At 43.0% G+C, this 25639-nt stretch carries 19 protein-coding genes; 11 read left to right on the forward strand and 8 right to left on the reverse strand.

Features of this window, described 5'->3' with window-relative positions; genetic code table 11:
- Window positions 1-41: 41 nt before the first annotated feature.
- The gene (proS, locus tag VM932_RS06880) at window positions 42-1517 is read right to left on the reverse strand and encodes a proline--tRNA ligase (protein WP_326278052.1); all 1476 of its coding nucleotides are present in this window, start codon (window positions 1515-1517) and stop codon (window positions 42-44) included.
- A 94-nt stretch (window positions 1518-1611) separates the two neighbouring features.
- Between proS and VM932_RS06885 the strand changes: the two genes are divergently transcribed.
- Complete coding sequence (locus tag VM932_RS06885; protein ID WP_326278053.1) at window positions 1612-2913, forward strand: hypothetical protein; 1302 nt, start codon at window positions 1612-1614, stop codon at window positions 2911-2913.
- 36 nt (window positions 2914-2949) lie between these two features.
- A complete protein-coding gene (locus VM932_RS06890; RefSeq protein WP_326278054.1) occupies window positions 2950-4452 on the forward strand; it encodes an OmpP1/FadL family transporter in 1503 nt (500 codons plus the stop codon).
- A gap of 53 nt (window positions 4453-4505) precedes the next feature.
- On the opposite strand, the gene VM932_RS06895 is transcribed toward VM932_RS06890, so the two are convergent.
- Window positions 4506-5948, reverse strand: coding sequence for a T9SS type B sorting domain-containing protein (locus VM932_RS06895; protein ID WP_326278055.1), 1443 nt, complete (start codon window positions 5946-5948; stop codon window positions 4506-4508).
- A gap of 113 nt (window positions 5949-6061) precedes the next feature.
- Complete coding sequence (locus VM932_RS06900; RefSeq protein WP_326278056.1) at window positions 6062-7864, reverse strand: T9SS type B sorting domain-containing protein; 1803 nt, start codon at window positions 7862-7864, stop codon at window positions 6062-6064.
- Window positions 7865-7997: 133 nt separating this feature from the next.
- Between VM932_RS06900 and folE the strand changes: the two genes are divergently transcribed.
- From folE to VM932_RS06940, 8 genes are all read left to right on the forward strand, one after another.
- Window positions 7998-8678 (forward strand): GTP cyclohydrolase I FolE, encoded by a 681-nt coding sequence (gene folE, locus VM932_RS06905; protein ID WP_326278057.1) that lies wholly within the window; start codon window positions 7998-8000, stop codon window positions 8676-8678.
- Window positions 8679-8693: 15 nt separating this feature from the next.
- Window positions 8694-10175: a cysteine--tRNA ligase gene (gene cysS, locus VM932_RS06910; RefSeq protein WP_326278058.1), complete on the forward strand. Its 1482-nt coding sequence runs from the start codon at window positions 8694-8696 to the stop codon at window positions 10173-10175.
- A 53-nt stretch (window positions 10176-10228) separates the two neighbouring features.
- Window positions 10229-10450: a membrane protein insertion efficiency factor YidD gene (gene yidD, locus VM932_RS06915; RefSeq protein ID WP_293168977.1), complete on the forward strand. Its 222-nt coding sequence runs from the start codon at window positions 10229-10231 to the stop codon at window positions 10448-10450.
- A gap of 402 nt (window positions 10451-10852) precedes the next feature.
- Window positions 10853-11815, forward strand: coding sequence for a prolipoprotein diacylglyceryl transferase (gene lgt / locus VM932_RS06920; protein ID WP_326278059.1), 963 nt, complete (start codon window positions 10853-10855; stop codon window positions 11813-11815).
- Window position 11816: 1 nt separating this feature from the next.
- Window positions 11817-12305 carry a DUF192 domain-containing protein gene (locus VM932_RS06925; protein WP_326278060.1) on the forward strand — a complete coding sequence of 163 codons (489 nt, stop codon included), beginning with the start codon at window positions 11817-11819 and terminating at the stop codon, window positions 12303-12305.
- Window positions 12306-12830, forward strand: coding sequence for a GNAT family N-acetyltransferase (locus tag VM932_RS06930; RefSeq protein WP_326278061.1), 525 nt, complete (start codon window positions 12306-12308; stop codon window positions 12828-12830).
- Window positions 12831-12861: 31 nt separating this feature from the next.
- Window positions 12862-14112, forward strand: a complete 1251-nt coding sequence (locus VM932_RS06935) for an ATP-binding cassette domain-containing protein (protein ID WP_326278062.1) — start codon at window positions 12862-12864, stop codon at window positions 14110-14112.
- Between the two features lie 131 nt (window positions 14113-14243).
- Window positions 14244-15707 (forward strand): glycosyltransferase, encoded by a 1464-nt coding sequence (locus VM932_RS06940; RefSeq protein WP_326278063.1) that lies wholly within the window; start codon window positions 14244-14246, stop codon window positions 15705-15707.
- Between the two features lie 87 nt (window positions 15708-15794).
- Here VM932_RS06940 and secDF read toward each other — a convergent pair whose 3' ends face one another.
- Window positions 15795-18761, reverse strand: coding sequence for a protein translocase subunit SecDF (secDF, locus tag VM932_RS06945; protein ID WP_326278064.1), 2967 nt, complete (start codon window positions 18759-18761; stop codon window positions 15795-15797).
- 226 nt (window positions 18762-18987) lie between these two features.
- Window positions 18988-19914 (reverse strand): malate dehydrogenase, encoded by a 927-nt coding sequence (mdh, locus tag VM932_RS06950; RefSeq protein ID WP_326278065.1) that lies wholly within the window; start codon window positions 19912-19914, stop codon window positions 18988-18990.
- A 246-nt stretch (window positions 19915-20160) separates the two neighbouring features.
- On the opposite strand from mdh, the gene VM932_RS06955 reads away from it, so the two are divergent.
- A complete protein-coding gene (locus VM932_RS06955; RefSeq protein WP_326278066.1) occupies window positions 20161-20532 on the forward strand; it encodes a hypothetical protein in 372 nt (123 codons plus the stop codon).
- Window positions 20533-20608: 76 nt separating this feature from the next.
- Here the strand turns inward: VM932_RS06955 and VM932_RS06960 are convergent, their stop codons facing one another.
- From VM932_RS06960 to asnB, 3 genes are all read right to left on the reverse strand, one after another.
- On the reverse strand, window positions 20609-21619 hold the full coding sequence (locus tag VM932_RS06960) for a DUF6588 family protein (protein ID WP_326278067.1): 1011 nt from the start codon (window positions 21617-21619) through the stop codon (window positions 20609-20611).
- A gap of 73 nt (window positions 21620-21692) precedes the next feature.
- A complete protein-coding gene (gene gyrB / locus VM932_RS06965) occupies window positions 21693-23633 on the reverse strand; it encodes a DNA topoisomerase (ATP-hydrolyzing) subunit B (protein ID WP_326278068.1) in 1941 nt (646 codons plus the stop codon).
- 257 nt (window positions 23634-23890) lie between these two features.
- A complete protein-coding gene (asnB, locus tag VM932_RS06970) occupies window positions 23891-25561 on the reverse strand; it encodes an asparagine synthase B (protein WP_326278069.1) in 1671 nt (556 codons plus the stop codon).
- Window positions 25562-25639: the final 78 nt, after the last annotated feature.

The following is a 25639-nucleotide window of genomic DNA, read 5'->3' on the forward strand; positions in this document are numbered from 1 at the left end:
TTTAAGTCTTGCAACAGTAATTATTATTTTTTGCAACCTACCTAATAGGCCTTTGCAAACAACACCCGCTGAACAGATGGTTTTCCTGTTACAATACACTTTCCTTCCTCCTTTTCTGCATGCAGTGGAATACAGCGAATAGTGGCTTTGGTCTCCTCTTTTATTCTATCCTCTGTCTCCGTTGTTCCATCCCAATGAGCCGAAACAAAGCCACCCTTGTCCTCAATAATTTTTTTGAACTCATCATAGGAATCCACCTTGGTGATATGGTTTTTTCTATAATCCAACGCCTTGTTAAAGATGTTATCTTGGATTTCATCCATCAGGGAAACCACCTTGTCCACAACTTCATCGGCCTTTACAATTTCCTTGGACAGGGTATCCCTGCGAGCCACTTCAAAAGTTCCATTGGCCAAATCGCGCTGACCTACTGCCAAACGCACAGGAACACCTTTTAATTCATATTCATTGAACTTAAATCCGGGCTTGTGTGTATCTCGGGTATCATACTTAACTGTTATGCCCCTATCACGCAATTCTTTTACCAATGGCTCCACTTTCTCCGAAATAGCGTCCAATTGATCCAATCCTTTATATATAGGGACAATTACAACTTGAATTGGCGCCAACTGTGGCGGCAATACCAGACCATTGTCATCGCTGTGGGTCATTACCAAAGCTCCCATCAATCTTGTGGAAACACCCCACGACGTGGCCCAAACATACTCTTGCCCACCTTCTTTGTTGGCAAACTTCACATCAAAAGCTTTTGCAAAATTCTGACCCAAAAAGTGAGAGGTACCGGCTTGCAGGGCCTTTCCGTCCTGCATCAATGCTTCTATACAATAGGTTTCTTCCGCACCCGCAAAACGTTCGCTCTCTGTTTTGGTCCCCTTTATCACGGGAACCCCCATATATTTTTCAGCGAATTCGGCATATATATCCATCATAAGCTCCGCTTCTTCCAAAGCTTCTTCACGAGTGGCATGTGCGGTATGCCCTTCTTGCCATAAAAACTCAGCAGTCCTCAAAAAAAGCCTTGTCCTCATTTCCCAACGTACCACATTGGCCCATTGGTTGATCTTCAAGGGAAGGTCTCGGTAAGATTGAATCCACCTTCTGTATGTATCCCAAATAATGGTTTCGGACGTGGGGCGAACAATCAGCTCTTCTTCCAATCTTGCATCTTCATCCACCACAATGCCACTTCCATCCTCGGCATTCTTCAATCGGTAATGGGTAACAACAGCACATTCCTTGGCAAAACCCTCTACATGACTGGCCTCCTTACTCAAGTACGATTTTGGTATGAACAACGGAAAATAGGCATTCTCATGACCTGTCTCCTTGAACATCTTGTCCAACTGCCCCTGCATTTTTTCCCATATGGCATATCCATAGGGTTTTATCACCATACATCCTCTAACTCCCGAGTTTTCAGCCAAATCTGACTTTACGACCAGTTCATTATACCATTTGGAATAATCTTCCGCTCTACTCGTTAACTTTTTACCCATCTATTGTAGTTTGGCACAAAACTTGCGACTTTATTAATAAAATGATTGGGTAAAACTAATTATTTTTAGTATGTTCAACAATAAAAATTGCGCCATGTTAAAGACTTTACTCCATAAAAAATTACGAATCCCGTCCATTTTGATGGTCAGTGCCATCTTTATGGCATCTTGTGGTTCTTATCAGCAAGCTTCTTATTATGATGATGGCATCTATTCCACCAACAACCGTGTTGTCGGGGTTGAAAAGAAAAATGCCGAAGCAGTAAGAATTGAAGAACAGGAGAACAACATTTACGGCGATTATTTTGGCGACAAAGCAAACGAATACGGTGAAATTTTGGACAGTGAAGTTTTCACCGATATAGACAGTTATTCGAGTCAGGCCCAAAACGACACCATTCCTTACGGAGAACAAACCGATTACATTGCCTATAACAACAACTATAACGGAAACCCTGGTTGGGGTGACAATCCCACAAGTCTTTCCATCAACGTTTACGACAACAGTTGGGGCTGGGGCGGCTATTATGGTTGGAACGACCCATGGCTATGGAACGGATGGGGATGGAATGCCGGCTGGGGCTTGGGAGGCCTTGGCTGGGGATGGAACAACCCATGGAGATATAACCGTTGGGGCTGGGCCGGATATTACGGCTGGGGATACCCTTACAACGGATGGGGCTGGGCTGGTGCTGGCTTCGGATGGGGTGGATACTATGGCTGGGGTGGCTATTATGGTGGTTATTGGAACCGCCCATACTACAACGGAGGATACTATGGCAGAAACTACGCCTACATGTCAGGACGGAGAGGCTATGCTTCCCGTATTCCAGGAACTACACTAACATCTAGATCAAGCGGATATTCCTCTAGGTTCAGAAACAACAGTGGACGTTCCAATGGAACAGTTTCCAGAAACAACGGCTTGGCCAACAGAAGAAGTTCCAATGGCTACAGTAACAGGTCCAACGTTAGAAGGTCGGTAAGCGCAGACGCCGTTGCCAGAAATAGAAACTACAGAACAAGTAGAAGCACAAGAACTTCCCCAAGTTACAATAGAAGTTCAACAAGCTCACGTCGTTCCTATGGGACAACTCCTTCAAGAAGCAGCCGAAGCTACAATAGAAGCAGTTCTCCCTCATCCAGAAGCTATAATTCTGGACGAACCACTAGGAGCTATCAATCCAGAAGCGCTACGCCAAGTAGAAATTACAATCGTTCCTCCAGTGGGTCAAGCTCCAGAAGTTACCGCAGCAGTGGCTCTTCAAGAAGCAGCAGGTCCAGTGGCACCTACCGAAGCTCGGGAAGTAGCTCTAGAAGCTCAGGCGTAAGTAGGTCCTCAGGAGGTGCATCACGTTCTTCCGGAGGTAGAGGTGGTAGAGGTGGCAGACCATAATCCACAAACTATTTTGATTAATCTAAATCATAAGAAATGAAAAGAATCTCAACTTTCATAATGGTATTGGCATGCACTTTTGCAAGTGCACAGACCATTGATGATGTTTTGCGCTACAGCACGGAAAACATTCAAGGAACCGCAAGGTTTCAGGCTATGGGCGGTGCATTTGGAGCCTTGGGCGGTGATTTATCCGCATTAAATGTCAATCCGGCCGGTTCCGCGGTCTTTAATTTTAGCGAGATGGCCTTTACCGGTTCCAACTACCATAGAAACAACGATGCCCTTTATGGCAACACCCTAAGCAACACTACTGCCAACTCTTTGGATTTTAACCAAGTGGGCGGGGTGTTCGTGTTCAATTCATCCACCGATAGCCCTTGGAAAAAAATTGCATTGGCCTTTAATTATGATATGGTACAAAATTTTGACAATGAGTTTATTGCATCCGGAACAACATCCGCGGGTATCGACAACTACTTTCTCAACTTTGCACAAGGTGAACCTTTGGGGCCGCTACGCACACAAGAGGGGGAATTTATTGAAGATGCCTATTTGGATATTGGTGCCAATCTCGGCTACTCGGCCCAACAGGCATTTCTTGGTTTTCAGGCGGGAATTATAGAACCTGTTGAAGATGACGATCAAAACACTTCCTATTTTTCCAATGCGCAATACAGCAATGTCAATCAACGATATTTACAGAATACATCCGGCTACAACAGCAAGTTCACTTTGAATTTTGCCAGCCAATACAAAGAAGATTTGTATTTAGGTGCATCTGTAAATTTCCACAATGTATTGTATGATAGAACCACGTATTTGGACGAGGAAGGATATGATGCGGAATCGGCCATCCAATACACCTCTTTCGACAATTTATTGCATACGGAAGGTTACGGTTTCTCCTTTAGCTTGGGAGCCATTGCCAAAGTAAACCAATCCATTCGGGTGGGCGGTAGTTACCAATCACCAACATGGTACACCTTAACGGATGATACTTCGCAGCGCATCAATTCCAATTTGGCGGTATCGGATATCGACTTTATCAACTTTGGTATTGTAAACCTTTATGATGAATACAGGATAAAAACACCTGAAAAGTTTACCGGTAGCGTGGCATTGGTTTTTGGTCAAGATGGTCTCATTAGTTTGGATTACTCCTATCAAGATATGTCCAAAGCAGAGCTTAGACCCACTTCCGACCCTAGTTTTGCCGCAGAGAACGATTTTATTGCAGGTACTTTGGGTGCGGTCAACTCCTACCGTTTAGGAGGTGAATATAGGATAGACCAAGTTAGCCTTAGGGCAGGTTACCGATTTGAAGAAAGCCCTTATGCCGACAGTGATTTTGTGGGCGACCTAAATGGTTTTTCCGCAGGTATTGGTTACAATTTTGGGGCAAGTCGCTTGGATTTGGCCTACAGTAGAACCGAGCAAGATGTGAATTCCTATTTTTTTGATGGAGGGATTGATAGTGCTGCCCTCATAAGCAGAATAAACACCAATATCTCTCTAGGGTATACTTTAAAATTCTAAAGCACAGAAACAGAAAATATAATGCAAGGGGCTGGAAGAAATTCCGGCTTTTTTTATCGAACCAAAGAAAAGTGCCGTCGAACAGATTTGGCCACTAAAATGCCCTCGTCATCACGCTCATACTCCAAACGGAACCAGTAGTCGGAGGAAGGCATATCCCTGCCATTATAGGTTCCATCCCACCCTACGTTCACATTAATTTGTTTTAAAAGCTTGCCATAGCGATCAAAAATGTAGACCACAGGGTTCGTCAACTCCTCTACCCCGTAAACAGTCCAACTGTCGTGAAATCCATCACTATTGGGCGTAAAGAATTTTGGATAACCCACCACTAAAAATGCTTCGGGCTCGGATGTTCCACAGCCATTCTTATCGTTTATCACCACAGTGCTTAACCCAGGAGGAACATCCCTAAAAATAGGGTCATCCTGAAATTCACCGCCATTAATGGCATATTCATAGTTGCCATCCCCAACAGGAACAATCTCCACATTGTACGGATCGGTCCGGTCACTATTCAAAAAATCGTCGATTACCCTAACTTCATCCAGTTCGGGAATGCCATAAAAGGTAATCAAAACATCATCTGAACTAATCTGACCCTGATTATTTTCAATAGAAACAAAATAGCGCCCAGAATCTGGACTGGACACCGCGTACTCGGTTTCATTGGGACCATTGGCAAGAACTTGATCTATAGTACCATCATCATCCCAATCCACAGTCCAGGTGACATTGGCAATGTTTGGACCTGCGGGTGAATTTAATGCAGACAAGATAATATCCGGATCGCCTTCACAAGCAACAATATCAAACCCTAAAAATTCATCCCTAAGTGTACAATCCAAGGCACTATCTTGATCCTCATCCACTGAAGTTCCGGTAAAGGTCAGCTCAAAAGATTCCGGTTCTTCATCAAAATTTGTGTTGTAGTTATTAATGTAGAGGTAATAGATTTCCCCTTCCCTAACATTCAACCATTCATCATAAGTGTTCTGACTCCCCTTTACAAAGGGTGCTCCTTCCCGCCCATCTGCGGGGTTTATCCCAATTCCGGTAAAGCCGGTATCGTTGTACTCATAGTTGCATCGGATGGGCTGCGCGCTTCCATCGCCGATTATGGTACAAAAATTTTCATTGGAAGTTTCATCAAAAGGGCCGTACAGCGCAAAATCCCACTCTGCGGTAATTGGGCTGCCGGGGTTGACGGGCAATGCTTCAATATCAAAACCAATTTGTCCATCGACGCCTGCTCGAAATACATACCATTCTGTATTGTTCTCAATATTGGCCGAGCTCACACTTCCTTTTTCCAAACAGCCTGTTTGGGTGATTTCCTCTGGGTCAAAATCATCAATATCCCCGCCACCATCAGTAGTTCCCAAAATGGGTGCATCGGCGCAAACGGGTATGGCTGTTCTACAATCTGGTGAGTTTTGGGCGCTAACTACTTGAAATAGAAAGAAACAACAGATAGCACTAAATAGAGCTCTCATAGAATATGGGGCTAGTGGTTACGCTACTTACACCCCATATAACTCTATTAATAATCCTTTTAGTATGTATTTATGCAATAAAATTTGATGCTGATGAATAAAGGGGCAGCTTGTTATCGACGAAGGGAAAAATGGCTTTGTAAATACTTGGCATAGGTTCGGTTGCCATCATCATCCACATAAGATAGCTTAAACCAATAATCGGTAGATGGCAATGGCTTGCCTTGAAAGCTTCCGTCCCAGCCCGTATCGAACTCGGTCATCTGCTTGATGAGCTTACCGTAGCGGTCATAAATCGTAACAATCGGCGAGTTCAAGGTGGAAAGTCCTTCAATTTGCCAAGTTTCGTTCAGCACATCCCCATTGGGCGAAAAAACAGCCAAATATCCTACTACAACAATATCCTCCTCCACCACGTCACACCCATAAGGGTCGCGCATACTCACGGTATGCACACCTGGTAAAACACCTTCAAACACATTGCTGCCCTGGTATTCGCCCCCATCCATACTGAACTCATACGCACCATTGTTTTCCGTATTGATGGTTACTGTATTGTTGGCGCTCATATCGTCAATATCAATACTTGAAATCTGTGGCATGGTTGAAATTTCTACGGACACCGTCCTACTCGCTTCACAAACAATTCCATTGGATTGATTGGTAACCGTTACCTTATACTCTCCAGCTTCCGAGACCATAATGGATGGTGTTTGCTCACCCGTGCCCCATTGATAGCTATAATTGGCATTCGGTTGCGTTTCCCCGATTTCCAAACCTCCAACGGCCTCGCAAATGACCACTTTCTCATCAAAACTCAACACAGGTGCCTCTATGGCATTCAAAGCAAAGCTTTGGGATGCATCATAACAATCCGGGTTCGCCAAGGAGGTGGTCCGGACGTAAATCGTATCAGAAACGCCTGTCAATATATAGTGCTTTTCCAATGGATTTATCGCTGCTTCGGCATCGGCCTGTGAGTTATGGTAGCTGACCACAAAGTCATCTTGATCCATACCGCCCAATGCTTCAGGATTTTTACTGTTCAAATCAAAGGTCATATCCGCTTCGTAACAAAGAGTTTCATCCGAAACTGTTCCTGTAATCGGAACATCGTTAAAACCAACCTGCACATCGCTCACCATGCTTTCTGCGGATGTAGCTACCACAACACGGTACCGACCAGAATGTTGAACAGTATGTGTTGCCCCATTGGCCCCTGCGATTAATTGATAACCACTTCCTGAGTCCATATACCATTCGTAATTCGTGGCCCCGGAGGTAGAGGCATCCAAAACCACATTATCTCCCTGGCAAGCAGCAATGGGCGGTCCCAACAAATTGCTTACAATGGAACAATCCAAGGCAGTATTGGGGTAGTTTGCCCAAATATTTCCCGTGAACTGAATGGAGAATCCAGAATTGATATTGCTAAAATTATTGATGAAAAGATAGTAGTCCTCTCCTGCTTCCACTTGAAGCCAATCCCCATAATGCACCGAATCCTCGTCGCCCGTAGGGTCTTCCCCTACTCCAATAAAACTGGTATTTTCGCTATTATCAAAAAAATTACAACGGATAGGCTCCCCCAAATCACTACAATCGCTAGCACGGTAAAGGGCAAAATCCCAATCTTCGTTAGCACTATGACCAATATTAAATCCCAACTGACCAGATTCAGCGGTTCGAAAACGATACCAAGCCGAATTGGATTCAATTACACCCGTAGTGGTCTGCTCCAGACATCCACTGGAAGCCGCACCATTAAAGTCGTCGGTCCCAAAACCATTTGTTCCACCATTTATGGGCGTATTGCTGCATATAGGAACGGCATCAATACAATCTTGGGCCACCTGCGCTTGCGCAGTTTGCCAAAAAAGCAGCATCAGTAAGGTCTTGGCAAAAGCTTTAATCATAAAAGACTGTAAGTTTGGATATTATAAAAGTACCGTGGTGCCTGCCTTAACAATAATTTATGTTGTCAAAGCCCCGATACCAGATGTTAAATCAATCATTAATGTATATCTTTGCTCTCCTTAAGCAATAGCTATGAAACTAGAGCAGGCATTGGAAGAACAATATGAAGAAAGAGGAAACGACCACGTAGGCTCCTCATCGGACACACCTTTAAGAGACGATGCTTTTGTATTGAGCGATGAAGAAAAAATCGAAAGAATACAAAAAAGCGTAAGGGAAATTATGCTTACCCTGGGCCTCGATTTGGATGACGACAGTTTAAAAGGCACACCTAAACGGGTGGCCAAAATGTACGTACAAGAAATTTTTGGCGGATTGCATCCTGACAGAAAACCAAAATCGTCCACCTTTGACAATAAGTACAAATACGGCGAAATGTTGGTGGAAAAAAACATTGTGGTTTACTCTACCTGCGAGCACCATTTGTTACCCATTGTTGGACGGGCGCACATTGCCTATATTTCCAACGGAACCGTAGTAGGCCTTTCCAAAATGAACCGTATTGTGGATTATTTTGCAAAGCGACCACAGGTACAGGAACGCATGAATATCCAAATTGTAAAGGAACTCCAAAAAGTATTGGGCACCAAGGATGTTGCCTGTGTCATCGATGCCAAGCACCTTTGTGTAAATTCCAGGGGCATACGGGATATTGACAGTAGCACCGTAACCGCTGAATATGGTGGTAAGTTTAAAGACGAGGCCACAAGAAGGGAATTTTTGGACTACATCAATCTGGATACCGAATTTTAAACACCGACCGTTTAAATGCAATTGTACAAAGACCAATCCTTACGAATCCATAATTCACTTACTGGAAAAAAAGATGTATTCAAACCTATAAACGAAGGCCATGTGGGCATGTACGTATGCGGCCCCACCGTTTATAGCAACGTACATTTGGGCAACTGCCGTACATTTATGTCTTTCGACATGATATTTCGCTACTTTAAGCACTTGGGGTACAAAGTACGCTATGTCCGTAACATTACCGATGCAGGACACTTGGAAAACGATGCAGACGAAGGTGAGGACAAAATAGCCAAAAAGGCCAAGTTGGAGCAAATTGAACCCATGGAAGTGGTTCAGCGCTACACCGTGGACTTCCATAATACCCTACAGCAATTCAATCTTTTGCCTCCAAGCATTGAGCCCACGGCCACCGGCCATATCATAGAGCAAATAGAAATCATTAAGGAGATTCTTGAAAAGGGATTCGCCTATGAGGTAAACGGTTCCGTTTATTTTGATGTGGTCAAGTTCAACGAAAACCACGATTACGGTAAGTTGAGCGGTAGGAAGTTGGAAGATATGATTACCAACACCCGCGAACTTACCGCACAAGATGAAAAAAGAAACCCACAGGATTTTGCCCTTTGGAAAAAAGCAGAACCCCAACATATTATGCGCTGGCCTTCCCCGTGGGGAGACGGCTTCCCGGGATGGCATTTGGAATGTACGGCCATGAGCACCAAATATTTGGGTGAAACTTTTGATATTCACGGAGGCGGAATGGACCTTAAATTCCCCCACCACGAGTGTGAAATAGCACAAGCAGAAGCCAGCACAGGAAAATCTCCCGTAAACTACTGGATGCACGCCAATATGCTGACCTTGAACGGTAGAAAAATGTCCAAATCCACGGACAACAACATTTATCCTGCTGAGATTTTTAGTGGTGACAATAACATACTGAGCAAACCCTACTCACCTTCCGTAGTCCGATTTTTTATGATGCAGGCCCACTATACCAGCATCTTGGATCTTAGTGATGAAGCTTTGCAAGCCTCCGAGAAAGGATACAACCGTTTAATGGATGCCCTGGACAGCATTGACAGCCTCAAAACCGGTGACAAGTCCGATTTTGATGTAGCTGTCTGGAAGCAGAAATGCTACGATGCCATGAACGACGACTTCAATACACCCATTTTAATTGCACAATTGTTCGAGGCCGTAAAGCACATCAACCAAATCAAAGAAGACAAGGAAACTATTTCTGCGGAAGACAAGGATATTTTGGACAGCACACTAAAAAGCTTTGTTTACGATGTACTTGGCATTGAAAACCAATCCATGACCAAAGATGATTCCAATACTTTGAGCGGTGTTATGGAATTATTGATCGATATTAGAAATGAGGCGCGTGCCAAAAAGGATTTTGCCACTTCCGACAAAATAAGGGACCAATTGGTTGCCTTGGGCATTCAAATAAAAGATGGCAAGGACGGCACTACGTTTAGCGTAAATTAATACAATCGTTCCCATCAAGAAATTTCTCTTGTGGAGCTTTAACATACTGAAACATGAAAAAAATATTGATAGCACCATTTGTACTATTGGTCAAGTTTTATCAATATTTTATCTCCCCTATGTTTCCATCAAGCTGTCGTTACTCCCCCACCTGCTCACAATATACCTTGGAAGCTTTAAAAAAACACGGCCTCTTCAAAGGCGGATGGCTTTCCATCAAACGTATAGTGAGCTGTAACCCTTGGGGTGGGAGTGGTTATGATCCTGTACCTTGATGAGGTTCAAAAATCAAGTCCAAGCATCAAGTACCAAATTCCAATAACTCAACAACCTGAAAGAGGGACCTTAGGAGTGTTCCTTGAGGTTGGTTTTTATATTCCAAGCCCTAATTTTTCTGTTTTGACACGAATTGACTCAAGTATCAAGTGCAAGTGCAAACCTCCCGCTTCGGACTTCGGGCATCAATCACCAAATTCCAAAAGTCAAATAACCGAATAACCCAGCAACCTGAAACCAAGAACGGTAAATGGCAGTTAAAAAACTTAGCCTTCATACAAAGTACAACATATATGTCATGGAGTAAAAAGGAGGCTTAAAAAGTTAATAGTGACCAAAAATCCCACAAACCAACTGCCCAAACGCCCAAAGTAGTTATATTAGTCCCAAAATTTATTTAAATGTACTTTCTAGGATTTGACTGGAACCCCGAAGGAACCCTTTTTAAACTGGGTTTTTTACAGATAAAATATTACAATCTACTATGGATCGCAGCCTTTATCCTTGGCTGGTTCATTATGAAAAAAATCTTCCTGAACGAAAAGAAATCCATGGAAAAACTGGATTCTCTTTTCATTTATACCGTGGTTTCCATAATGTTGGGAGCACGTTTGGGACATGTGTTTTTTTATGATTGGGACTATTACAAGGACCATTTGGCAGAAATTCTTTTGCCCATTCGCGAAAGTGCGGACAGTTCCCTCTTTGGCATCATCAATGGTTATGAGTTTACCGGATTTACAGGATTGGCCAGTCATGGAGCAACCATAGCTGCCATTATCGGCATTTGGCTGTACACCCGCAAATGGAAGGACATTAAAATGCTTTGGTTGTTGGACAGGTTGGTTGTCCCATCAGCCATTGGAGCCGCTTTTGTAAGATTCGGTAATTTCTTCAATTCCGAGATCAACGGAAAAGTAGTGGACAAATCTTATTTTTTGGCCACAAGGTTTATCCGAGATTCGGATGATATGCCGGCTTATCAAGCTATGGCACTCACCAAGGAACAAAGCCCTAATGCCGCTTACAAAGCCATTCAACATAACCCGGAATTCTCGGAGATTTTACAATCCATACCCTATCGCCATCCTGCCCAATTGTACGAAGCGGTTTGCTACATTTTCGTGTTTATAGCCTTATACCTTTTATATTGGAAGACAGATCGGAAGAATAAACCTGGCTTTCTCTTTGGTTTGTTCATGGTGCTATTGTTTGTAGTTCGATTCTTTGTGGAGTTCTACAAGAAAAGTCAAGGTGGCTTTGAAGATACTTTGGGAATGCTCTCCACAGGACAATGGCTCAGTATTCCAATGATATTTATTGGCATCTATTTTATGCTTAAACCGCCTCCTGTAGAACTTTAATATGATATACAAATTTGAAAAAATAGTCTTTTTTGTTTTAGTCCTTGTTCTGGCATCGTGCAAAACGGAATCCAAACAAGCACTTAAAACAGAATCCATATCCTTTACCAAGGAAGGGGATCTCGCCGTGATAGCTGCGGAAACTGATTCCATAAAGGCAAGTTTTGATATAGAGATTGCAGAAACGGATTATGAGACCAAAACAGGGCTCATGTATAGAAAATCCATGGAAAAGAAGCAAGGAATGCTGTTTATACAGCCTACCGAATCCTTGCAATACTTTTATATGAAGAACACGGAAATCCCTTTGGATATCATCTACATTAGTCAGGCCCAAAAAATAGTCAGCTTTCAAAAAAATGCAAGACCGTTTGATGAAAACACCCTGCCCTCCAATGCACCTGCAAAATATGTACTGGAAATAAATGCGGGGCTTTCAGATCAACTAGGGTTGCAAGTGGGTGACAGTATTAGCTTTTCACGTAATTAAATGCCCAAATATTTACTAGAAAACCAAGCTTCGGAGCGATTGATCTTTCGAAAATTGAAAGCATCGGATTTTGATGATTGGCTGCCCTTTTATCACAATCCAAAATCTACGCAATTTTGGGAAGGGCTCCCCACAGACCCCGTTAAAGCTTGTCGAGAACAGTTCAATCGGGTTTTTGAACGTTATGAGAACGATTTGGGCGGGATGAATGCCCTAATTTCAAAAGAATCGGGAGAATTGGTAGGAATCTGTGGCCTGCTTGTACAAACCGTGGATAATGTACAAGAATTGGAAATCGGTTATTCCATACTACCAAAGCATTGGTTGCGGGGCTACGCTATAGAAGCTGCCCAAAAATGTAAGAAATATGCCTTTGACAATAACTTTTCGGACTCTTTGATCTCCATTGTTCATGTGGACAATGTACCATCCCAAAAAGTTGCCAAGAAAAATGGCATGTGCTTGGACAAAACCAGGACCTACAAGGATAATCCAGTCCATATTTTTAGGGTGAATCGAGGATAATCGTATTTTTGGGACAATACCATTTTACCACATGAAGCTACCCAAAAGCTACGCCGTCCTAACACAAAACAATTCCAATACGCAGCAATTGGTGCATAACCTGCTCCGCAACCAACCTATTGATGGTTTAAAGGAACTACAACCATTGAACGGGCTGCTTTTTTCACGGTCAGAAATCAATCGCTACATGGATGAAGAAGAACGCCATGATATCAAAATTTTGACCCAGAAAAGTGACCAAGCATTAAAAACCATGAGCAGCGGCGAACAAAAAAAGGCCTTGCTCAACCATTTACTGCAACAAGATCCTGATTTTATGGTTTTGGTGAATCCTTTTGATAATTTGGATATGGCCACACAGACCAAGTTGAAAAAACAGCTTTTGGATATTGCTTCCAACAAAATCCTGGTTCAATTGGTGAGTCGATTGGATGATATATTGCCCAACACTTCCAACTTTTTTAAGCTTGATGGAGGTAATCTTCATCAATACGATTCGCCCGAAGCTTTTTGGAACGAAAACAAAAACGAACCCATCAGCTTTAGCGGTGCAATTCCATCACCCTTATCCCCGGTTAAAGTCGAGGGCACGGAATTGGTCAGTTTTAAAAAAGTATCCGTTAGTTTTGATGGGCGCCAAGTACTGGACCAAATCGATTGGACTATCCAAAAAGGCGAGTTTTGGCAATTGATCGGCCCTAATGGCAGCGGAAAATCCACCCTTCTATCCATGATTACAGGTGACAGCCATAAGGGCTACGGCCAAGATTTGACGATTTTCGGGCAAAAAAAAGGGAGTGGCGAAAGTGTTTGGGACCTTAAACAAAAAATCGGCTATTACACCCCTGCCATCACCAATACGTTTGGAGGCTATCACAGTCTGGAAAATATGATCATATCCGGCCTTCACGATTCCATTGGGCTCTACGTGCAACCTACGGATAGCGAAAAACATTTGGCCAACCAATGGTTAAACCTTTTAAACCTAAAGGGCAGAAAAGAAGACCACTTCCGAGATTTGACCACTGGGGAAAAGCGGTTGGTAATGGTCGCAAGAGCCATGGTAAAGCACCCTCCGCTTCTTATTCTGGATGAGCCTACGGCGGGGCTGGACGATGCCAGCGCCAATCTTTTTGTTGCCCTAGTGAATAAAATTGCCAAAGAAAGCGACACGGCCATCGTTTTTGTTTCACACAGAAAAGAACCTCAATTACATCCAGAATATATTTTTGAGCTCCTTCCTTCGGAAAAAGGCTCAACAGGCATCAAAACACCATCTTAAGCTGTTGTGTATTATGAAGCCAACAAAATACACAACGGGACAACCTTAATTTACTTATAAACAACAACTTAGTCAACTCAACCGTTTTTTTGCTATCTTATTGGGAATTCAAACGTTAACTATTCCCTCACATGCAAAAAATCAATGTTAAGCCAGGTGCCAAACTTGCAGATTATAAGGCGTACGGATCCCTTTATTCTTCTGTGCTGGATTTTATGGAACAGGCCAAGGAGCCTATTGAATCCCTTAGGGGACGAACCATTTGGATGATAAATTCCACTGCCATCGGTGGTGGTGTGGCCGAAATGCTACCTAGTCAAATGCGGATACTCCGCGAACTTGGTGTATCTATCGAGTGGCTGGTCATCGAAGCCGAAAAAGATGCATTTTTCGATTTGACCAAACGTATCCACAATGCTATTCATGGCAGTGGCAACGGGATTTTCACTGAGGAAGACCGAAAAATTTATGAAGAAGTCAATCAAAACAATCTTTCCAAAGCGTTGGAACTGATCAAGGATGGCGATATTGTCGTGGTACACGACCCACAACCTATGCCATTGGCCGCCATGATAAAAAAGAAAAAGAACGTTTCCATTATTTGGCGGTGCCATATTGGTTTGGAAGAAGATACTGAGGTAACGGATGCGGTATGGAAATTTTTAGAGCCCTACACCAACGATTATGACCATTTCGTGTTCAGTTTACCGTCATATGCGCCTAAGTCGTTACAAAAAAGAACATCCATTATTCCTCCAGCGATCGACCCATTGAGCCATAAGAATCGGGAGCTTCAGTTACACAAATGTATCGGCATTTTGTATCAATCCGGAATTTTGGATGACCACAAGGCGATTCTTTATCACCGTTACAAACATTTGGTAAGAAAAGTGATGCCCGATGGCTCTTTTGATTTTTTGGATGCGGATAAGAATCTGGATTTAATCTATCGCCCGATTATTACCGAAATATCTCGATGGGATAGACTCAAAGGTTTTAAAGAGTTAATGGAAGCCTTTATTAAAATGAAACTGGACAACCGTAAAAATGGCGACCCAAAGAGCCTTGAATACAAACGGATTGAAATGACGCTTCTGGTAATGGGTGGCCCCGACCCTGCTTTTGTGTCCGATGACCCCGAAGGCAAAGAAGTCTTGCAAGAGCTTACCGAAACTTATAAGGATGTGGACAGCAACATGCAAAACGACATTGCCATTTTGCTGCTTCCGTTGGACAATCCAAAAGAAAATGCCTTGATCGTAAACGCCCTTCAACGAACCTCTAGTTTTATCGTCCAAAATTCCATCCAAGAAGGGTTTGGACTTACCGCAACGGAAGCCATGTGGAAAAGGAAACCTGTTTTGGTATCCAATGCGGCCGGACTGAAATATCAGGTAGTTCACAATAAAACAGGGCAAATTAATCCAGACCCAACCGATATAGAAAGTTTGTCCAAAACCATGGCCTATATGCTCAACCATCCAAAAGAGCGTGACAAATGGGGTTTTAATGGACAGTTACGGGTAATTCAGAACTTTACCCTGTTCAGTCAATTATTGTCATGGTTGGAAACATTATCCAAAAATAAAGCATAACCCAATACACGAACAAAGCGTGATCATAAATAAACAAAGGGCCTTTTAAGGCCCTTTGTTATAAAGTGTAATATAAAAAACGAAAAACTATGCTCCTGTAGCAGCAGCAATTTTCTTCTTTAATGAATCGAACATTACAGGTGTTGCAATAAACACAGAGGAGTACGTACCTACAATTACACCTATAATCATTGCAAACATAAATCCTCGTAAGCTTTCACCTCCAAAAGTAAAGATGGCCAATAGCACGATCAATGTGGTAAGGGATGTATTCAACGTTCGGCTCAATGTACTGTTTAAGGCTTCGTTGATATTTTCACCCCCCTTAAACCCTTTAATAAGAGTGATTTCACGGATACGGTCGAATACTACCACCGTATCGTTCAGGGAATAACCGATTACCGTAAGAATGGCCGCTATAAAAGCTTGGTCAATTTCCATATTGAAAGGCATAATGCTTCCAGTTAGGGAGAAGATGCCCAATACGATCATTACATCGTGGAATACCGCAACAACGGCACCCAATGAGAATTGCCATTTTCTGAATCGCAATAGAATGTAAAGGAAAACTACCGCCAATGATCCAATAATGGCCAAAAAGGCATTTTTCTTGATATCATCCGCGATGGTCGGTCCTACTTTAACGGATTGCAGGATACCTATTGATTTTTCGGAAGCGCCCACTGTAAAATCTTCAAAAGAAGTGCCGTCTGGCAAATAATTTTGCAGCGTGGTATAAAGCATATTTTGAATTTCGGTGTCCACCTCAACTCCTTCTTCATCTACTTTGTAGGGCGTAGTAACTTTTATCTGGTTGGCATCTCCAAAAGTCTTCACATTGGTTCCACTACCGAAAACCGTATTTAGTTCAGAAGCAATTTCTGATGGGTTGACCGCTTTTTCAAAACGAATTTGATAAGAACGTCCCCCGATAAAATCAACCCCTTGATTCAGTCCATTTGTAAGCAATGAAAAGGTGCTCACGGCAAGTAAGATTCCGGAAACAACATAGGCAATCTTACGCTTGGACAAAAAGTCAATATTTATTTTGGTGAACAGGTTTTTGGTGATTCCTGTATTGAAATCCAGCCTGCGTCCTTTCTTGTTGGTATAGGCCTCGATCATCAATCTGGTCACAAATATCGCTGTAAACAAGGAAGTAACAATACCGATCATCAAAGTAGTGGCAAAACCTTTAATGGGTCCTGAACCAAAAATAAACAGGATGATCGCGGTCAATCCAGTAGTAATATTGGCATCCAAAATGGAGGACAAAGCGTTTCCAAAACCATCTGCAATGGCTTGGGCCTTTCCTTTTCCGCGGGCCAATTCTTCTTTTACCCTTTCAAAAATAAGTACGTTGGCATCCACCGACATACCTATGGTCAAAACAATACCTGCAATACCCGGCAAGGTCAATACTGCCCCCAAACTGGTCAACACCCCAAAAATCAATAAAATATTGAATATCAAAGCAATATCGGCAAAAACCCCAGCCCTTCCGTAGTAGAATATCATCCAGACCAATACAAAGACCATGGCAATGATGAAGGACATAAAACCACTATCAATGGCTTCTTGTCCCAAGGACGGACCTACAACTTCCGATTGAATAATATCGGCCGAAGCAGGAAGTTTACCTGCGCGCAATACGTTGGCAATATCTTTGGTTTCGTTTACGGTAAAGGTACCCGTAATTTCGGAACGTCCTCCAGAAATAGGCCCTGAGGAAACACCTGGTGCGGTGTATACTTTATTGTCCAAAACAATGGCTATACCTGTTTGGTTGTTATAGGCATCTCCCGTCAACTCTTCCCATTCCTTGGCGCCACGTGTGTTCATGGTCATGCTAACGGCAGGTTTGTTGAACTGGTCAAAGGTATCCTGTGCATCAGAAACTACGTCTCCGCTTATTCTTGGAGTACCTTCCCTGTTGGATTTCAACGCATACAGATCAGCTACTTCGGAATCTTTTGCCGGACGCTCCCAAAGAAACCTGGTGAACTGGATGTCGTTGGGCAACAATCTTTTAATTTCCGGCATCCTTAAGTACGCACCAAGCTCGGCTGTGTCGGAAACCATGGCACGTGCGATGGCATGACTACCTGGATTGGCAGGAAGTAGTTTACCCAATAATGGATTGGCCTCTTGGGTCATGTCCAAGGAGTCTTGGGATACATCAGAGAGCAATGAATCAATTTCTGATTCAGGTTTTGAAACCTCTTCTTCCGTAGTTTCAGGCTCCAAGATATCTTTCAAACGCTCGTTGGCATTTACCAAAAAGTTTCCTATGCTTTGGTTGCTCTGCGGGTAGGTTTCCCAGAATTCCAATTGTGCTGTACTGGACAACAATTCTTGGGCACGGGCAATATCCTTTGCACCTGGAAGTTCTACCAAAATTCTTCCTGAGTTTCCTTCTCTTTGAATGTTGGGCTGGGTTACCCCAAATCCATCGATACGTTCACGTAGTACCTCAAATGCAGAAACAATGGATTCATCAATCTTTCTTCTGATAATGGGCTTTACCTCATCATCCGTCATTTGAAAATTGACTTCATCGCTAAGACCTTTATTGGCAAAAATATCGGGTGATGCCAATTTGGTATCCCCTTTGATTTTGTCAAAGGCATCAAAGAACAGCTCCAAATAGGTGTCATCACTATTGGTCGATGCTTCATCGGCATCGGCCAATGCTTTGTTGAAAACCGGGTTTTTGGTATTGTTGGCCAATCCTTTCAAAATATCCTTTACGGAAATCTGCAAGGTTACATTGATACCTCCCTTGAGGTCCAATCCCTTGTTCAACTCTTTTGTCTTGGCCTCCTCATAGCTCGTAAAGCCCAAAACAGTGTTGTCACTGATGGAATCCAAATACGATGCCTCTAAAGCTTCACGCTTTGCAACATAATCTTCCTCAGCTTCCGAAATTTGGCTAACTGCGTATGCTTCAGCATCCTTCTCCAACTTACTTGTAATGAAAGTATAGGATAACTGATAGATGCTCACCAAGCCAAAAAGGATCGCGAAAAGCCTTATAATTCCTTTATTCTGCATTGATTGTTAATTTTTTAGAAGTTTTCTTAAACAGCGTGCAAATATATCATTTCCGATAAGATTTGACAATAGAAATTGATGTAATTGCAATTACAGTTGACGGTTATGCCCTAAAAATGAAATTGTCATTCCGGACAACCCCAGAAACCACCACCTCAATCGATGGGCAATTTCATTACGGCAATGTCCAAAATGACAATTTAGTTGGTTGTTATTATGATCGCGTTTAAACCTCTAGCAGTCCGTTGGTTTTTTTAACGCCAGCCGCACTTTCCTGCATTTTGGCCTTTTCGGCATCGGATAGTTCAATTTCCACGATTTTTTCGATTCCGTTTTTGCCTAAGATCACCGGTACCCCGATGCAAATATCGTCCAAATCGTACTCGCCCTCCAAAAGGGTGGAACATGGGAACATCTTCTTTTGGTCGCAAGCAATGGCCTGGACCAATCCAGAAACCGCTGCACCTGGGGCGTACCATGCGCTGGTGCCCAATAATTTGGTCAATGTGGCTCCTCCTACTTTGGTTTCTTCCACTACCCAGTCCATTTTTTCTTCCGATAGGAATTCGGAAACCTTTACACTGTTTCTGGTAGCATGCCCGACCAAAGGTACCATTCCAGTATCGCTGTGTCCTCCTATCACCATACCGTCTACATCAGATATCGGTGCTTCCAAAGCTTGGGCCAATCTATATTTGAATCGGGCACTGTCCAATGCACCGCCCATACCAATAATCCTGTTCTTTGGCAATCCAGTGGCCTTGTGCACCAAATAGGTCATGGTGTCCATTGGGTTGCTCACAACTATAATGGTTACGTTTGGAGAGTGCTCCAAAAGGCTGGTTGCTACCGTTTTTACAATACCTGCATTGATTCCGATAAGCTCTTCGCGCGTCATTCCGGGCTTACGTGGTATACCCGAGGTAATCACTGCGATGTCGCTATCCGCTGTTTTGCCATAATCGTTGGTGCTTCCCGTGATTTTGGTATCAAAACCGTTAAGGGAGGCGGTTTGCATCAAATCCATGGCCTTTCCTTCGGCATATCCTTCTTTGATATCCAATAAAACTACTTCTGATGCAAAATTTTTCATTGCTATGTACTCAGCACAGCTTGCTCCAACTGCGCCTGCTCCAACTACGGTAACTTTCATTTGTATAGATTTAAATTTTAGTCTTCAAAAATAAGGCATTTGGCTCAGAAAAATGCTGACTTTTACCAGTTTTAGCCAGTTCAAGCATTCAAAACGTACAAAGCTGATGTTCGATTAAAATAGGGGGAAGAAGATTCATTAATCCCCAAGAACACAAGAAATGCAAATATTTTATCTTTTTTATGCAATAGTTTCCTACAAACTTACGTTCTAATAGTCCCAATTTCAATTTAACCTACTTGAACCATGAAAAAGCTCTTTTCATTGTTGTGCATTGTTGGCATAGTTGCCATAAGCAACTGTACCCGAGTACCAGAAAACCACGACCCTATTTTGGGCATCTGGGCCAAAACAGAGTTATCCAGTATTGAAGGCAAAAGCGCCGGCACCGTTCGTGAAGAATGGATTTTTAACGATGTATACCTGGGCCGGTACCAGAGATATTCCGATTCCGAATTGATTTTTTATACTGACTTTAAATGGTCCGAAGACAATGGGACCTATTCTATTATATATGGCGACCCCCAAGTGACCGATATTACGGTAAGCTTGGAAAAAGCCAAAGAACCTGAAGTATTGACCTTGGACAATGGCTCGGTCTTCGCCACCAGGGAATAACGTGAAGACTACATATATGAAAATAGGAGGCCCCGTTTCCGGGGCCTTCTTTATTGGTTGGTTGATTTGGTTTTTTCTATCTGAATCCAAAATTAACACCAAAGGTGAAAGTACTGAATTCAGAAATATTGTATTCTGCATTGAGCCTAAAGAAGCCCAGCTTTAATCTTGTACCCAAGTTGGCCGAAACTCCGCTTGCATTTTTGGAAACGGAGAACGGATTTTCCACTGTCTCCGAAAAGAAAGGCCCGTTGGCCTGGTACGTACCCAATAAATCAATGTCCGACTTACCTGTAATGTACCCCAATCCCCCATAAAAATTGATTACGGGGATATTTTTTGTGGAAACCACAGCGCTGAAATTCCATGTTTTGAAGGATGCATCAATACGTTGGTTCTCACCTTCGATAAAATTAGAATCCGTAAAATCGTATTCTCCGTTCAAGTTGGTATAGCCGATTACCGCCGAGATGGCCACTGGCAACATCTTGTCTGCCGGTAACATTTTGGTAAAGTCATATTGCAATCCTGCACCAAAGAGGCCAATTTTTGCATCGTCATCAAACTTGATCTTGGGCAAAAAGCGTGCTTTGACTTCCAAACCTTTAATCAAACCAACGCTTCCTTGAAGGTACCCTGATGGGATAAAATTGAGGTTTTCAGCCGAAAGACCTGTTGGAAGCCCAAACTCCTCGCGAAAAACTCCGCTTTCATCTTCAACAAAAACCTCCACGCCTTCGATATCTCCCAAGCCCGTGGCCACCATTCTCGCCTGACCGGGGTTATTCACAAAGTCCAAGTTTTCATAATCGGCAGGGTCTAACAAGAATGCCTTTTTATCGTCTTTATTCTTGAACCCGGTCATGTTTCCGATTATGGAAATTTCAAATCCCCCCAAAGGTTTGGCTTCGGCGGTATTGTACCATCCATTGGAAATACTGTAGATGGATGCTTCTGACACAGGGGACAGATATGCATTGGCAAATCGTTCGGCATCTGCCACACCTGCGACAAAAATATCGTTCAAGTCCTGGGCTTTTCCCATGGTTACGGAAACTAGCGCTAATACTAAAATTATTCTTTTCATGATGTTGAAATTTTACCCAAAACTAAAAAACTCGCCTTTGAGGGGCGAGTTTTTGTTGTGAAATGGCTATTATCTATGCATCTATATTCGCATAGACGGCATTTTTCTCTATAAATTCACGTCTTGGCGGTACTTCATCACCCATTAACATGGAAAATATTCGATCAGATTCCGTAGCATTGTCAATCTGCACCTGACGTAATTTTCTAAATTCTGGATTCATAGTGGTATCCCAAAGCTGCTCGGCGTTCATTTCCCCAAGACCTTTGTACCGCTGGATACTTGCCCCGCCGTTCATTTCCGCATTGATTGCATCACGTTCCTTATCGTTCCAAGCATATCGTTTTTTGGATCCCTTTTTTAACAAATACAAAGGTGGAGTGGCGATATAAACATGGCCGCCTTCTATCAACTCCCTCATGTAGCGGAAGAAGAAGGTCAAAATCAAGGTTTCAATGTGGCTACCATCAACATCCGCATCACACATGATCACTACTTTATGGTAACGAAGCTTTTCGAGGTTCAATGCCTTACTATCCTCTTCGGTTCCAATAGTTACCCCAAGAGCTGTATAGATATTTTTGATTTCTTCGTTTTCGAAAACCTTGTGCTGCATGGCTTTTTCCACGTTAAGGATTTTACCACGTAATGGAAGAATGGCCTGAAAGTGCCTGTTTCTTCCTTGTTTGGCCGTTCCGCCTGCGGAGTCCCCCTCAACCAAAAACACCTCACATAGCGTAGGGTCTTGTTCGGAACAGTCGGAAAGCTTTCCAGGCAATCCCCCCACACTCATTGGGTTCTTACGCTGAACCATCTCACGGGCTTTTGCAGCAGCGTGCCTAGCCTGTGCAGCAAGTTTTACCTTCTCCACAATTTGCTTGGCATCATCAGGGTGCTCCTCCAAGTAAATGGTCAACATTTCGGATACGGCCTGACTCACCGCACTGGTCACCTCACGGTTACCCAATTTGGTTTTGGTCTGCCCTTCAAATTGTGGCTCCGCAACTTTTACGGAAACGATTGCGGTCAATCCTTCACGAAAATCGTCTCCTGATATTTCGAATTTCAATTTGTCCAGCATTCCCGAATTATCGGCATATTTCTTTAGCGTGGATGTTAATCCTCGTCTAAAACCAGATAAGTGGGTACCCCCTTCGTGGGTGTTAATATTATTCACATAGGAGTGAAGGTTCTCGGTATAGCCCGTATTGTAGACCATGGCCACTTCCACAGGAATGCCGTTCTTTTCCCCTTCCATGGAGATTACATTCTGGATCAGCGGCTCACGGGTACCGTCCAAAAACTTGATAAATTCCTTTAGCCCTTCTTCAGAATAGAATGTCTCGGCTATATATTCCCCTTTTTCGTCCTTATTTCGTTTGTCGGTAATTGTTATGGTAACCCCCTTGTTCAAATAAGCAAGCTCGCGCATCCTATTGCAAAGGGTTTCATAACTATATTCTGTGGTCTGGGTAAAAATCGTATTGTCCGGAACAAAAGTGACTATGGTACCCGTCTCATCACTTTCGCCAACACTTTTTACGGGATAGAGGGTCTTGCCTCTTTCATATTCCTGTTCCCAAATTTTTCCATCTCTATAAACCGTGGCCTTTAGATGTACTGAAAGGGCGTTGACAACGGATACCCCAACACCGTGGAGCCCACCGGAAACTTTATAGGAATCTTTATCGAATTTACCACCGGCACCAATTTTGGTCATAACCACCTCCAAGGCCGAAACCCCTTCTTTCTTGTGGAGGTCTACAGGGATACCCCTACCGTTATCCTGTGTGGTAATTGAGTTATCTTCATTGATGATTACGTCTATCCGGTCGCAATGGCCTGCCATAGCCTCATCAATAGAGTTGTCCACTACTTCGTACACCAAGTGGTGCAAACCTCTGACCCCTACATCTCCAATATACATGGAAGGTCTCATACGCACGTGCTCCATTCCCTCAAGGGCCTGGATACTATCCGCCGAGTATTGTTTCTTATTAGCTTCTTCGCTCATATATTTTTAAGTATTTGCCTCAATTTTTCAAATCCTACAAATATAATCAATACCCCATGCAAATGGTCTCTAAGAGCCTGTTGAACAGCTTAAGTTATCAACAAATCCTGTGGAAAAACGACCTATTTTCAAAAGTATGCAAGCACACCATGCGAACCAACTAAAAAGCCCCTTGGATAAGGGGCTTTTCGGACTAATTAAAAAATGAAACATTTAAAGTTTACTGCTTCATTACGTTTGGTTGGTTTAAACGGGGGTTATTTCACATACGCATCGGTATGGACCTTAGCCACGGCCCTACCCGATGGGTCGTTCATGTTTTTGAACGCCTCGTCCCACTCCAAGGCGATCTTGGTACTACAGGCCACGGAAGGTTCTTGTGGAACGCTCAATGCCGCTGCATCTGACGGGAAATGACTTTCAAAAATGGAACGATAATAATATTCTTCTTTGGATGCCGGTGTTTGGATAGGAAACTTGAAATGGGCATTTTCCAACTGCTCATCGGTAATCTCTTCTTCCACCAGGGCTTTTAGAGTATCTATCCAACTGTATCCCACGCCATCTGAAAATTGTTCTTTCTGTCTCCAAACCACACTATCGGGTAAATAATCCTCAAAAGCTTTGCGCACCACCCATTTCTCCATGCGCTCTCCGTTGATCATCTTATCTTTTGGGTTAATGCTCATTGCCACATCCATAAATTCCTTGTCCAAAAAAGGCACTCGTCCTTCTATGCCCCAAGCCGCCAACGATTTATTGGCCCTAAGGCAATCGTACATGTGGAGTTTATCCAGTTTTCTTACGGTCTCCTCATGAAAATCCTTTGGGCTTGGTGCCTTGTGAAAGTACAGGTATCCTCCGAAAAGTTCATCTGCCCCTTCACCCGAAAGCACCATTTTTATCCCCATGGATTTAATCACCCTTGCCATTAAATACATTGGAGTCGAAGCTCTTATGGTTGTAATATCGTAAGTTTCCAGATTATATACAACATCTTTTATCGCATCCAACCCTTCTTGAATGGTAAATTTTATTTCGTGGTGCACTGTTCCGATATGATCCGCCACCTTTTGAGCGGCTGCCAAGTCAGGTGAACCCTCCAATCCTACGGAGAAAGAGTGCAACTGTGGCCACCAAGCGTCGGCGGTATCACCGGACTCTATTCTTTTTTGAGAATATTTTTTTGCAATGGCCGATGTTACGGAAGAATCCAATCCTCCGGACAACAGCACACCGTACGGCACATCGGACATTAACTGACGGTGCACCGCTGCCTCCAAAGCCTCTTTTATTTTTGCTATACTGGTTTCGTTCTCCTTAACGGCATCATACTCCATCCAGTCCCGTTTGTACCATTTTACAAACTCCCCATCGGAGCTATGCATGTAGTGTCCGGGAGGAAACAGTTGGATTTTTGAACAAGTCCCTTCCAAGGCCTTCAGCTCTGAAGCCACGTAAAAAGTTCCGTTCTTGTCCCAGCCAATGTACAATGGAATGATACCCATGTGGTCACGGGCAATGAAATATTCATCTTTTTCTGAATCATAGATGGCAAAACCGAAGATTCCGTTCATTTCATCCACAAAATCAGGGCCCTTTTCTTGATAAAGTGCCAAAATAACTTCACAGTCGGATTTTGTCTGGAAATCGTATTTTCCATCAAACTGTTTTCTTAACTCTTGATGATTATATATTTCACCATTGGCAGCCAGAACCAATTTCCCATCCGCACTTAACAATGGCTGCTTTCCTGAAGCAGGATCCACAATGGCCAGCCTTTCATGGGCCAAAATGGCTTTGTCATCGGAGTAAATACCACTCCAATCTGGCCCACGGTGCCTTACTTTCTTCGACATCTCCAACAATTGGGGCCTTAGTACTTCTGTACTTTCTTTTACATCAAATGCGCAAACAATACCACACATAAAATTAACTTTAGTAACAATTTTGAAACAAAAATGATATTAAATACTATTAAACAAAATCATTATTCTAATTTAGGT

The sequence above is a fragment of the Flagellimonas halotolerans genome (genome assembly GCF_035818535.1).
Classification (GTDB): domain Bacteria; phylum Bacteroidota; class Bacteroidia; order Flavobacteriales; family Flavobacteriaceae; genus Flagellimonas; species Flagellimonas halotolerans.